The 11,927-nt window shown below is 39.4% G+C and carries 11 protein-coding genes; 4 read left to right on the plus strand and 7 right to left on the minus strand.

Annotation, left to right across the window (positions count from 1 at the left end; translation table 11 throughout):
• Positions 1 to 217: 217 nt before the first annotated feature.
• Together G2999_RS06405 and trmA are read left to right on the plus strand one after the other, a co-directional pair.
• On the plus strand, positions 218 to 658 hold the full coding sequence (locus G2999_RS06405) for an RNA-binding protein (RefSeq protein WP_010179891.1): 441 nt from the start codon (positions 218 to 220) through the stop codon (positions 656 to 658).
• A 3-nt stretch (positions 659 to 661) separates the two neighbouring features.
• Complete coding sequence (trmA, locus tag G2999_RS06410) at positions 662 to 1,747, plus strand: tRNA (uridine(54)-C5)-methyltransferase TrmA (protein WP_010179893.1); 1,086 nt, start codon at positions 662 to 664, stop codon at positions 1,745 to 1,747.
• Between the two features lie 31 nt (positions 1,748 to 1,778).
• Here the strand turns inward: trmA and fabR are convergent, their stop codons facing one another.
• The gene (gene fabR / locus G2999_RS06415; RefSeq protein ID WP_010179895.1) at positions 1,779 to 2,393 is read right to left on the minus strand and encodes an HTH-type transcriptional repressor FabR; all 615 of its coding nucleotides are present in this window, start codon (positions 2,391 to 2,393) and stop codon (positions 1,779 to 1,781) included.
• A 101-nt stretch (positions 2,394 to 2,494) separates the two neighbouring features.
• On the opposite strand from fabR, the gene G2999_RS06420 reads away from it, so the two are divergent.
• Both G2999_RS06420 and sthA read left to right on the plus strand, forming a co-directional pair.
• Positions 2,495 to 3,625 carry a fatty acid desaturase gene (locus G2999_RS06420; protein ID WP_010179897.1) on the plus strand — a complete coding sequence of 377 codons (1,131 nt, stop codon included), beginning with the start codon at positions 2,495 to 2,497 and terminating at the stop codon, positions 3,623 to 3,625.
• A gap of 77 nt (positions 3,626 to 3,702) precedes the next feature.
• A complete protein-coding gene (gene sthA, locus G2999_RS06425; protein ID WP_010179898.1) occupies positions 3,703 to 5,109 on the plus strand; it encodes a Si-specific NAD(P)(+) transhydrogenase in 1,407 nt (468 codons plus the stop codon).
• A 100-nt stretch (positions 5,110 to 5,209) separates the two neighbouring features.
• On the opposite strand, the gene G2999_RS06430 is transcribed toward sthA, so the two are convergent.
• The 6 genes from G2999_RS06430 to G2999_RS12820 form a co-directional block, all read right to left on the minus strand.
• Complete coding sequence (locus G2999_RS06430) at positions 5,210 to 5,947, minus strand: phosphoadenylyl-sulfate reductase (protein WP_010179900.1); 738 nt, start codon at positions 5,945 to 5,947, stop codon at positions 5,210 to 5,212.
• On the minus strand, positions 5,940 to 7,646 hold the full coding sequence (gene cysI / locus G2999_RS06435) for an assimilatory sulfite reductase (NADPH) hemoprotein subunit (protein ID WP_010179901.1): 1,707 nt from the start codon (positions 7,644 to 7,646) through the stop codon (positions 5,940 to 5,942). The genes G2999_RS06430 and cysI overlap by 8 nt, the downstream gene beginning before the upstream one ends.
• Positions 7,646 to 9,460: an assimilatory sulfite reductase (NADPH) flavoprotein subunit gene (locus G2999_RS06440; RefSeq protein WP_010179903.1), complete on the minus strand. Its 1,815-nt coding sequence runs from the start codon at positions 9,458 to 9,460 to the stop codon at positions 7,646 to 7,648. The genes cysI and G2999_RS06440 overlap by 1 nt, the downstream gene beginning before the upstream one ends.
• A 160-nt stretch (positions 9,461 to 9,620) precedes the next feature.
• The gene (locus G2999_RS06445) at positions 9,621 to 10,388 is read right to left on the minus strand and encodes a TIGR04219 family outer membrane beta-barrel protein (protein WP_010179905.1); all 768 of its coding nucleotides are present in this window, start codon (positions 10,386 to 10,388) and stop codon (positions 9,621 to 9,623) included.
• Positions 10,389 to 10,393: 5 nt separating this feature from the next.
• Positions 10,394 to 11,386 carry a DUF2333 family protein gene (locus G2999_RS06450; RefSeq protein WP_029257427.1) on the minus strand — a complete coding sequence of 331 codons (993 nt, stop codon included), beginning with the start codon at positions 11,384 to 11,386 and terminating at the stop codon, positions 10,394 to 10,396.
• A 108-nt stretch (positions 11,387 to 11,494) separates the two neighbouring features.
• Entirely contained in the window at positions 11,495 to 11,695 is a 201-nt protein-coding gene (locus tag G2999_RS12820) for a PspC domain-containing protein (RefSeq protein ID WP_083781680.1), read from the minus strand.
• Positions 11,696 to 11,927: the final 232 nt, after the last annotated feature.

Below are 11,927 nucleotides of genomic sequence, written 5' to 3' on the forward strand. Positions count from 1 at the left end.
ATTTTTATCGTCAACAGTTATATAGATATAATTATGGTTTTTACATATTTCTGTACAATAACTCATTGAAACGCTCAAAAAGTAAACTTTTCTATAATGTTTTCGATAATTTAGTCACTGTCTTAAGGTATAAATCCGTAAAAGTTGCACTAAATTATGATAAGAGTAATATAAATGCGGCTTTTTTATCACATTATTATAACAACAAGGGTCTCTTATGAAATCATCTAACGCCTCAATTTATATCATCACAGGCATAGTCGCTGTCGCAGGGTTTATTTTATTACCATTTTTTGACATATTTGAATCTAACATCGCTTTTGCTCTCGGCGCATTAATAACGGGTGTTATTTTATCATTACTTAAAACTGGGGCTTCTGCAGAAGAAACATCATCAGCTGAAGAACTAACCACATTATATATAGGTAACCTTAACTACAAAGTTAACGAAAATGCCATTAAAACTCATTTTGAAAAGTACGGTTATGTTGATTCTGTTCGTTTAATGAAAGATCGTAAAACAGGAAGACGAAAAGGTTTCGGTTTTGTTGAAGTCGATATAAATAGTGCTGATAAAATGATTACTAAACTGAACGACTCTACATTTGAAGAACGCACCTTACGCGTTAGATTAGCTAAAGAGAAAAGCGAAGACTAATTAATGACAGATTATGCAAGCCAGTTAAGCGAGAAAAATGCTCGCTTAACTTCACTACTTTCTCCTTTTACACATCCATCTAACCTAAACATAGACATTTATCCCTCACAAGCTTCACACTATCGTCAGCGTGCTGAATTTCGTGTTTGGCATGATGGTGATGATTTGTATCACATCATGTTTAATCAAGAGACGAAACAACAATACCGTGTCGACCATTTTCCAGTAGCGTCACTATTGATTAATCAAGTTATGGATGCACTCATAACTCGTATTAAAACCATACCTATACTTAGAGATAAGCTGTTTCAAATTGATTATTTGAGTGCGACTACTAATCAAATCGTAGTATCAATGCTTTACCACAAAAAACTCTCTGATGAATGGGTAGAAAAAATCAATGAATTACATACTGAAATGTCTAAGACGTATCAGATACAATTTATTGGTCGAGCAAAAAAACAAAAAACTATCATCAACCATGATTACGTGATTGAGAAATTAAGCATCCATGGTAAAGAATACACATTCAAACACATTGAAAATTCCTTTACTCAACCAAACGCAGAAGTGAATTGTCACATGATTGAGTGGGTGGCGTCACATACACAAAGTATTGCAGGTGATTTATTGGAGTTATATTGCGGTGCGGGTAACTTTACTATTCCCTTGAGTGATTACTTTGATAATGTCATGGCAACGGAAATTTCAAAGACATCCGTTAATGCTGCTCAAGATAATATTGCCTATAATGATATACAAAACTGCACTATCTTAAGAATGTCGAGTGAGGAATTTGTCTCTGCGAAAAATAAAGAACGTGCATATCGAAGGCTTGAGGGTATTGATTTAGATTCATATGATTTTACTACCGTGCTAGTCGACCCACCAAGAGCGGGTTTAGACATGGCTACTATTAATATGATCAATCAATATGAGTACATCATCTACATTTCATGCAACCCTGATACACTGGCACATAATTTACAAGAATTAACTAAAACACATACGATCGAACGTGCGGCACTTTTTGATCAATTTCCATTTACTCATCATATTGAAAGTGGCGTTATACTCAAGCGACGCTGAAGTACTATCAAATTTCATCCTGGGGAAACAGCTAAGGTTTAGGTTTGAATTGTTTCACTCCAAGTTGAACAAACATTAATTGATACTTTACCTTTTCAGCAATGATAAATTGCTGATTAGGTTGAGCATCCAATGCTTGAGCTCCTGCACTGAATACAATCATGACCATCGCCTCAGATTGCAAATCAGCCAGTTGTTGAGAGATCTGCTGACGATGCATAATGTAATCTGATAATTCTTTAATAAAATGTTGTATTTCACGTTGCACCGCCGAACGAAACTCTGCTGATGTGCCGGTGTGTTCACGTAATAAGACTCTAAACACATTCTTATTCTCACTAATGAACTCCATCAAAGTATCAACCGAAATATCTATCGCGTTTGAATCAGCGGTTATTCTACGACGAGCACTTCGCATTAATTGCCTAAGCATTAGCCCTGCTTCATCTACCAAGGTCATGCCTAAATCATTCACATCTTTAAAATGCCGATAAAATGATGTTGGAGCAATACCTGCAACTCTTGCAATTTCGCGTAAAGAGATTGACGATAAACTTTTCTCAGCATCTAGACAGGAAAAAGCAGCGTTAATTATATTTTGGCGTGTTTCTTGTTTTTGTTGTTCTCGGGTCTTTTTTATCGTCATCAAAAATAAATTCCTTGCTAATCCAAAGCATCTCAATTACATTTAGCTTACACTTGTACGCTGAAATTTCTAGCGCTAATTCTATATAGTAAGACGTCTTAATGAAAAAACCACCCATAATCAAATTCAATGTTGCCTTATTTACCTTACTCACACTTATCAGCGTGGTGGGAGTCCCCTATTGGGCATTGACCGTTGGCTTTAATTCGTTCGAGATATTAACCACCGTATTCTTATTCTTTTTTACAGGCATGTCTATCACAGCCGGTTACCACCGTTTATGGTCTCACAAAGCTTATGATGCTAATCCGATAGTTCGATTTGTACTTGCGGTCGGTGGGGCAATGACCTTACAAAATAGTATTTTGCACTGGGCTTCAGATCACAGAGTACATCACCGCCATGTTGACGTTAATGATAAAGACCCCTACTCAGCTAAACGTGGGTTTTGGTTCTCACATATTGGGTGGATGCTACGCGAATATCAGGCTGCGCGTTATGAAGATTACTCAAACTGTAAAGATCTACAAAAAGACAAAATCGTTATGTGGCAGCACAATCATTACGTTGCTATTGTGTTAATTGCTAACTTTGGGATCACTGCTTTACTTGGTTACTTCAATGGAAGCATAGTAGGTATGATTCTAATAGCCGGAATATGCAGAATTGTATTGGTACACCATGTGACTTTTTTCATTAATTCTTTATGTCATATCTGGGGTAAACAAACCTACACTGATGCTAATACAGCGCGTGATAATGGAGTTTTGGCGCTGTTTACTTTTGGCGAAGGTTATCACAACTATCACCATATCTTTGAATATGACTACCGCAACGGTATCAAGTGGTGGCACTACGATCCTACTAAGTGGTTAATTAAGTCTTTATCGTTTATTGGCTGGACACGTAACTTACGTAAATGTCCAGAAGACAGAATCCAACAAGCTAAATTCACTATGCAATTACAATCAGCCAAAGAGAATGCGGTTAAAAAATACACCAATGCTGATGAGATAGTGGCAAAACTTGAAGCCGAATATGAATTGCTCATTAGCAAATGCAATGAATATTACAATAGTAAAAAACGTTTAATGCGGATACAACAACGTCAATTAAAACGCACAGTTGATGCAATTGATATGCATACTAAATGCGAAGAATTAAAAATAGCATTTCAAGAACAAAGGTCGCGTTTTAATGCGATGAGAACTATGAGTCTACAAACCGCATAAGCACATGACTGTCGTTCAAACCACTGGTACAATAAGCCAATAACAATTTGTTGTTGGCTTTTTTTTGGAAATAATTTATGCCCCATAGTAATACCATGTTTGATGCAATTGTAATTGGAACCGGCCCTGGTGGTGAAGGTGCAGCCATGCAGCTAGCCAAAGCAGGTCAAAATATTGCCGTCATTGAGCGTTATGAACATGTTGGTGGAGGCTGTACTCATTGGGGTACTATCCCATCTAAAGCCTTACGTCACTCAATTAGTCGTTTAATAGAATATAACGAGTCCATTTTGTTTAACCAAGAGGATGCGTCTAGACAACTGACGTTTGCAGATATCATGTCTCATGCTAGTGGCGTTATCCGTAAACAAACTAAATTACGTGGGAGTTTTTATAACCGTAATCGTGTGACTTTGATTCACGGTGAAGCAACGTTTATTGGCCAAAATACTCTATCCATTAAGCGTGAGGATGGAACTCAAGAGACGATTTCTGGCAAACAGTTTGTCCTAGCCACCGGCTCAAGACCTTATACTCCACCAGATATTGATTTTACACATCCACGCATCTACAACTCAGATACTATTTTATCTATGCAACATGATCCGCAATCGATCATCATATACGGCGCTGGTGTTATAGGTACTGAATATGCTTCTATTTTCAGAGGTATGGGAGTCAAGGTCGATTTACTCAATACACAAAGCCGTCTACTCAGTTTTCTTGACGATGAAATTTCAGACTCATTAAGCTATCACTTATGGAACAACGGCGTAGTCATTAAACATAATGAATCCTATGCTAGTGTTGAAGCAAAAGATGATTGTGTCATTTTAACGACCCATTCAGGTAAAAAAATGCGTGCAGACTGTCTATTATTCGCAAACGGTCGTTCAGGAAATACTGAAATGCTAAATTTACCTGAAGTGGGTTTAGAGCCCGACTCTAGAGGTCAGGTCAGAGTTAATGAACGCTATCAGACGGCAGCTAAACACGTCTTTGCTGTGGGTGATGTGATTGGTTATCCAAGCTTAGCATCAGCAGCTTATAACCAAGGCCGATTTGCTGCAGAGTCAATGTTAGCGGATACTGATGAACACAAAAGTCTCGTACAAGACATTCCAACAGGAATATATACCATTCCTGAAATTTCCTCTGTGGGGAAAACTGAGCAAGAACTAACACGAGATAAAGTACCTTATGAAGTAGGTCGTGCTCAGTTTAAGCACCTTGCTAGAGCTCAAATTGCGAACACTCTCGTAGGCAGCTTAAAAATACTATTTCATCGTGAAACAAAAGAAATACTTGGGATCCACTGTTTTGGTGAGCGTGCTTCAGAAATTATCCACATCGGTCAAGCCATTATGCAGCAACCTGGTGAACAAAATACGATTGAATATTTCGTTAATACAACATTCAATTATCCAACAATGGCAGAAGCTTATCGAGTCGCAGCACTTAATGGGTTAAACCGAGTGTTTTAAGTGTTGAGAGGTTTTCCGGATAACCAGAAAACTATTGTGCGAAACCCCGAAAGTTAAATACATTCGGGGTTTCACTAGACGCTTATTCTTTTAGTTAGCGTTAAATCCCATCACCAAATTCGTGTAAACCGCACTCTCGCTTAAGTCCAAAGAAACGTGTATCCTCTTCATTCATACCGGCTTCTAATGCACGAGTAGTATGCCAGTCACCGATTGATACATATCCTTTTTCCCATAATGGATGATATGGTAAATTATGAACTTTAAGATATTCATGTAACTGTTTATTCGTTTGATCAATAATTGGATAGACTTTTATTTGTGCACCAATATGCTGAAGTACACTAAGTTTACTTCGACCAGTTGATTGGCTGCGGCGAAGTCCAGCGAACCATGTGCCTACATTTAACTCTTCTAGTGCACGCTGCATCGGTTCGACTTTGTTTATTTGGTTGTATTGAGTAATGCCATCAGCACCTTTTTCCCATAACTTACCAAAACGCGCTTCTTGCCATGCGCTACTTTCTTTTGCGCTATACACGTGCAAATTAAGTCCTAATCGTTCCGTCATTGCATCTATAAATTGATACGTCTCAGTAAACAAATATCCGGTATCCGTTAATACTACAGGTGTACCAGGTGCAACAGTATTGATTAAATGTAACATGACAGCTGATTGAGCACCGAAAGATGATGAAACAATCGCTTGTTCAGGTAAATATTCGAGTGCCCATTCTACTCGCTGTATTGGCGTCAAACTTTCAAGACGCGCATTATGGGTATCAAACTCCCCTAAAATGTCGTGCTCAAATGCTTGATGTAGGAGTGAACTAGGCATAAAAGTCCTTTGCAGAGTCAACCACTTCAGCAATAACACCACTGCGGATCACAAAGTCTCCAAACCCTTCGTTAACTTCACGACCAGCAGCCCATTGACCTATTAGCTCATCCAAAATTGTCATGATTTCAGTGTCGGTGATGTTTTCTTTATACATTTTTGGAATGCGCGTACCCGCGCGATTTCCGCCTAAATGTAGGTTATATTTACCAGGCCCCTTGCCAACTAAACCAACCTCGGCAAGCATGGCACGTCCACAACCATTCGGGCAACCGGTAATACGATAGATAATACTTTCATCCGCTAAGCCATGTTTTGCTAGTAAGCCTTCAATTTCAGTCACCGCATCAGGCAAATAACGCTCAGCTTCAGCCATTGCCAGTGGGCATGTCGGTAGTGACACACACGCCATTGAATCTTTGCGTTGTAAACTTACCTGCGGCATTAAACCATTAGCTTGAGCAAGCGCTTGAATTTGTTCTTTTAACTCCGCAGGTACACCAGCAATCACTAAATTTTGATTCGCTGTCATACGAAACTCACCAGGGTGGATTTCTGCAATCGCTTTACAGCCCGATTTAAGTGTTTTACCTGGATAATCAAGAATACGACCATTTTCGATAAAACAAGTTAAATGATGCAAACCATCAACACCTTCAACCCAACCATAACGATCGCCTCGCCCAGTAAACTCAAAAGGCTTAGCATCAGCAAATTTGACCCCAGCACGCTTTTCAACTTCAGCTTTAAATGTGTCAACACCAACTCGTTCAAGAGTATATTTAGTTTTTGCATTCTTACGATTAACTCGGTTACCCCAGTCGCGTTGAGTTTTAACCACTGCTTCAGCGATGGCTAAAGTATCATCCAAACCAATAAAGCCAAAGTTATCGGCTTTACGAGGGAAAGTAGAATGGTCCCCGTGCGTCATGGCTAAACCGCCACCGACTAATACGTTAAATCCAATTAACTTGCCGTTATCTTCTATCGCCACAAAGTTCAAGTCATTTGCATGCACATCAACATCGTTTTGTGGCGGGATCACCACGGTCGTTTTAAATTTACGCGGTAAGTAATTGCTACCTAAAATTGGCTCTTCATCGGTAGTTTCTACTTTTTCTCCGTCTAACCACACTTCCGCATAGGCACGTGTTTTAGGGAGTAAGTGCTCTGAAATCTTAATCGCCCACTGATACGCTTCTTGATGAAAATGCGACACTTCAGGGTTCGACGTACATAATACATTACGATTCACATCCCCAGCAGTAGCAATCGAATCAATACCTACTGCGTTAAGCGTCTGGTGCATCAATTTAATATGCGGTTTTAATACGCCATGAAACTGAAACGTTTGACGTGTCGTTAAGCGGATAGAGCCATAACTAGTGTAGTCATCTGCAAATTTATCAATTGCTAGCCACTGTTTGGATGTGATCACACCACCAGGTAAACGCGCTCGTAACATGACGTTATGTAAGGGTTCTAGTTTTTGTTTCAAACGCTCAGCACGAATATCACGGTCATCTTGTTGATACATGCCATGAAAGCGGATTAATTGGAAGTTATCGCTGGTGAAACCACCAGTCAGGTCGTCCCCTAAATCTTCAGTAATCGTACCACGTAAAAAGTTACTTTCACTCTTAATACGTTCATTGACAGCTAACTTACCCTCAACAATTAAGTTTTTGTTGTCACTCATTAGTACACATCCTTCTGGTAACGTTTCGCTTTACGTAAGGCAAGTAGACTTTTCTTTGCTTCATCTGCAGATTGCTTACCATGGGTTTGGTAGATGGTTAATAATGCTTGCTCAACATCTTTAGCCATATGATTTGCATCGCCACACACATAAAAGTGCGCACCGGCTTCTAACCATTGATAGACCTCAGCACCTTGCTCTAATAAGCGATGCTGTACATAAATTTTTTCAGCTTGGTCTCGTGAAAAAGCCAAGCTAATTTTTGATAATAAGCCTGATTTCACATAGCCCTGCCATTCGGTTTGATACAAGAAATCCTGAGTAAAACTCGGATTACCAAAGAATAGCCAGTTTTTACCTTCAGCTTCTTGCGCATCACGCTCTTGCATAAATGCTCTAAACGGCGCAATACCTGTTCCTGGACCTACCATAATCACAGGGGTATTGGGATCTGCAGGTAACCGGAAATTGTCATTACCTTCGACGTAAACTTTCACCGGCGCACCTTCGTCTAACCGCTTCGCCAAATAACCTGACGCGCCACCTTGATGCACAAAACCGTGTTCCTCATATTCTACTAATGCAACGGTCAGATGTACTTCATCTTCAACTTCATTTTGGCTAGAGGCAATAGAATATAAACGAGCCGTCAATGGACGACACGCATCAACAACTTGTTGAGCCGTTACTTTCACTGGGTAATCAATGGCAATATCGACAATTTGTCGTGGTACTAAGTATTCGCGTAATGCCGCTTTATCTGCTAATAATGCGGTTAATGCCGCGTCTCCCGATGATTCGGCTAATGCTTTTACAAAGGTTGGATAGGATAATGTCAATTCACACTTTTCAGTCAAAGCTTGGGCTAACGTCAGTGACTCATCACCTAGAGTGACTGTTTCTTCTGCGCTTAATCCATATGCATTGATCATACGCTGAACTATAGCTTCATCATTTAAAAAGTATACACCCAGCGCATCACCAACTTGATATTGAATACCTGAATCTTCTAAAGAAATTTCAATATGTCGAATATCTTTGATGGAATCACGACCTGTGATTTTTTGACTCGTGAGTAATGTACCTGCAAACGGGTTTTTCTTCGTATAAATACTTGCAACCGAAGCAGTATTGGCAGCGGGCGTTGACGCTACTTGAGTTGTTTTAGCAGTTAAATCATCTTTGATTTTAGCTAAGACATCATCTTGCCATTGAGCTGCTGCACTATCATAATCCACATCACAATCCACTCGTTCTAGCACAGCAGTCGCACCTAATGTTGCTAAACGCGTATCAAAATCTTTAGCCGTTTGACAAAAGAACTCATAGCTAGTATCCCCTAATCCTAATACTGCATATTTCAAATTTGGTAATTTAGGGGCTTTTTTCGAGCCTAAGAACTCATGTAATTCAACCGCATCATCCGGGGCTTCACCTTCACCATGAGTCGATACGACTATCGCTATATGTGTTTCATTTTTAATTTGACGAGGTTTATAGTCAGCCATCGATATCACTTTAGCAGGGATCCCTGCTTCACTGGCTTTGACTTGATATGCTGTGGCAATACCCTTCGCGTTACCAGTTTGAGATCCGTAAATAATAGTTAATGTGCCAGCTGACTCTGGTACTGGAGTTATAGCGATTGGAGCAAGGTTGTTGGCATTGGGATCTTGGGCAGCTGCTAACCCCGCAATATATCCACTGACCCAAGTTAGTTGACTCGAGTCTAACCCCGTTATTGCTTGAGTAATTTGATTAAGCTGATTTGGTTCGACGACACCGCCTGGACCAAATTGTTGTTGATTTGACATGTTTAAGATTACCTCATCAAGAATAATGTAAGGATAATAGATGGGGTTAAGAATATAAAAGAATAAATAGCGATTTTTTATTACTTAATGGACTAAAAAATAAAAAAGCCAATATAAACTTTAATTATATTGGCTCAACATGTATTTATAACTATATAACTTAGAAGTGAAATTCGACCCCAGCAAATACACCACTAAAATCTAATTCGGTATTGATGCTGTCTAAATCATCTAGTTCGATATTCATCGAGCGGTAACCAAGTTGAAAATTCAAGTTTAATGCTAAACTATCAATGGCGCGATACTCAATAGCAGCTTGCATATCACTGATAGTATGATCATCAAACGACAAATAACTGCCTTCAGCAAACACTGACCAACTAGTAAATGGTAAGCCTACTTCTGCACGAGAATATACCATAGGCACATACCCGGAAAAGCTAGCGTCTGAAGCCGAATTAGATTGCTCATCTAATACAGAGATTTCACCATCAATATTTTTCGCATTGATACCCACATCGATACTGACAACATCATTATCTAAAATTTCATAATATAAAATGTAATCCGTGGTCGTAAGAGATAAGTCTGTGCGCAAACTTGTATTAATCGCATAATCCTGACCACCAAAGTTAAATTCGCCAGAGAGATTAGTGACACCATTCGTATCCATAGAAGTTTGAATTACCTTCACATTTGGTATTAAAGGCACAAAATGCTCAACAGCTAAATAGTAGGAACCGTTACGTTCATCATCATAATTAAAGGTCGCTAAATCATTATTTGATGCAAACGCACCTTCAGTTTCCATAGCCCACATTTGACCACCCGCATAGAGGCCTAATAATGTATCAGCATGTGATTGAGCACTGCTCGAAATAGCACCTAGCGCTAAAACAGTACAGCCGAGTTTAGCAATATGATTCATTATGTTTATCCTTGATTAAGTAATTCTGAAAGTTCAATAAGCGCGGCATTAGCGCGGGAAATATAATTAGCCATGACCAATGAGTGATTGGCGACTACACCAAACCCACTGCCATTTAATATCATTGGGCTATATACTGTTTCTTGAGTCGCTTCTAATTCGCGGATGATTTGACGTAAACTCACTAGTGCGTTCTTTTTTTCTAGTACATCGGCAAAATCGATTTCAACGGCTTTCAAAAAATGAATCAGTGCCCAAGACATACCGCGTGCCTGATAAAAATTATCATCGAGCTGGAACCAACTGGTTTTATTCTCTGACAGCATAGGTGTAGCAGTCGATTGTCGTGCAGCAGCATCACCAGCAAGACTGGTATTAATCACTTCACTCCCAACACTAGCTGAAAGTTTTTGTGACATACTACCCAAACGCTTTTCAACCTCTTTGAGCCAGTCGCGTAGATTATCTGCACGAGCGTAAAACTGACTATTGCCTTTACTCACGTCAGCTAATTCAGCGCGATATGACTCGATTAAATTAAACGCCTTTTGATACTCAGATTCAGCAGAAGGTAAAATCCAAGTAGTACTATCAATGTTTAAGCTCGGCTGTGCTTTGACTAAAAACTCATTCTCTACTGACTGAGATTGGGAGCGAGAAAAGTCTTTACGTAATGATAACGTAATATCCCGCAACATTTCTAACACACCAAACTCCCACGCAGGCATGTTATCTAGCATCACCGAAGGCGGTAACATATCATTGGATAAATACCCACCTGGTTTATGAAGAAGGGTGTTACCAACTTCTATTACTGCGGTAGTGGTCGCCACACCGGTCACTGATTGCAATTTATTCGCTTGAGTATACTCATCAACCTTATACTTTACCGAAAAGGTGTCAGGTGAAAAACTCCAATACGTACCTAATAACCACAACAGGATAACAATCACTGAAAATGTTACTGATATTTGTTTTGGGGAAAAATAATTGTTCATAGCCATCCTTTACGCTGCTACATACTAAAATGTGTCACACTATTATAACAGTATTTTAGACCACTATTGCGTACATTAGTATTACTTATCAGACTCATCGACATAGTATTATCGAGTTTTCAATAAACACACACCCAAGACATAAGCTAATCCTACCGCAAAAGGGAAAAATAAAAACGCCCCCAAAGTAAGACCTCTAACCCAATTAGGGTGAATTTCCAAATGCCTTGCGGTCCCTGCGCAAACCCCACTGACCATGGCCCGACGACCATCGCGATATAATCGATTAACGTGAAATGATTCTCTCATGATAAATACTCTTTTAAATATATGAATAACAAATGGATTAGTAAAACGCTTCAGTTAAGCCGCATTGTTGCTAGTAGCGCTTCTCTTAGCTTGCATTTCCGCTTTTAGCTGGGCCAATTCCGTCTCAATGCAGTCATCATGTACCAGTGCTGCAAACTGCTGTGCTAATACAGACTCTTTATTAACCACATCATAGGCCTCAACTTGTGCTTCTAAATTTTCGATTTTACGT

Source organism: Glaciecola sp. HTCC2999, from assembly GCF_000155775.1.
GTDB lineage: Bacteria > Pseudomonadota > Gammaproteobacteria > Enterobacterales > Alteromonadaceae > Opacimonas.

What these genes read in the sequence shown, in the direction of transcription:
- G2999_RS06405 (WP_010179891.1), top strand. Translation starts at nt 218, where the DNA reads ATGAAATCATCTAACGCCTCAATTTATATCATCACAGGCATAGTCGCT.
- trmA (WP_010179893.1), top strand. Translation starts at nt 662, where the DNA reads ATGACAGATTATGCAAGCCAGTTAAGCGAGAAAAATGCTCGCTTAACT.
- fabR (WP_010179895.1), bottom strand. Translation starts at nt 2,393, where the DNA reads ATGACGATAAAAAAGACCCGAGAACAACAAAAACAAGAAACACGCCAA.
- G2999_RS06420 (WP_010179897.1), top strand. Translation starts at nt 2,495, where the DNA reads ATGAAAAAACCACCCATAATCAAATTCAATGTTGCCTTATTTACCTTA.
- sthA (WP_010179898.1), top strand. Translation starts at nt 3,703, where the DNA reads ATGCCCCATAGTAATACCATGTTTGATGCAATTGTAATTGGAACCGGC.
- G2999_RS06430 (WP_010179900.1), bottom strand. Translation starts at nt 5,947, where the DNA reads ATGCCTAGTTCACTCCTACATCAAGCATTTGAGCACGACATTTTAGGG.
- cysI (WP_010179901.1), bottom strand. Translation starts at nt 7,646, where the DNA reads ATGAGTGACAACAAAAACTTAATTGTTGAGGGTAAGTTAGCTGTCAAT.
- G2999_RS06440 (WP_010179903.1), bottom strand. Translation starts at nt 9,460, where the DNA reads ATGTCAAATCAACAACAATTTGGTCCAGGCGGTGTCGTCGAACCAAAT.
- G2999_RS06445 (WP_010179905.1), bottom strand. Translation starts at nt 10,388, where the DNA reads ATGAATCATATTGCTAAACTCGGCTGTACTGTTTTAGCGCTAGGTGCT.
- G2999_RS06450 (WP_029257427.1), bottom strand. Translation starts at nt 11,386, where the DNA reads ATGAACAATTATTTTTCCCCAAAACAAATATCAGTAACATTTTCAGTG.
- G2999_RS12820 (WP_083781680.1), bottom strand. Translation starts at nt 11,695, where the DNA reads ATGAGAGAATCATTTCACGTTAATCGATTATATCGCGATGGTCGTCGG.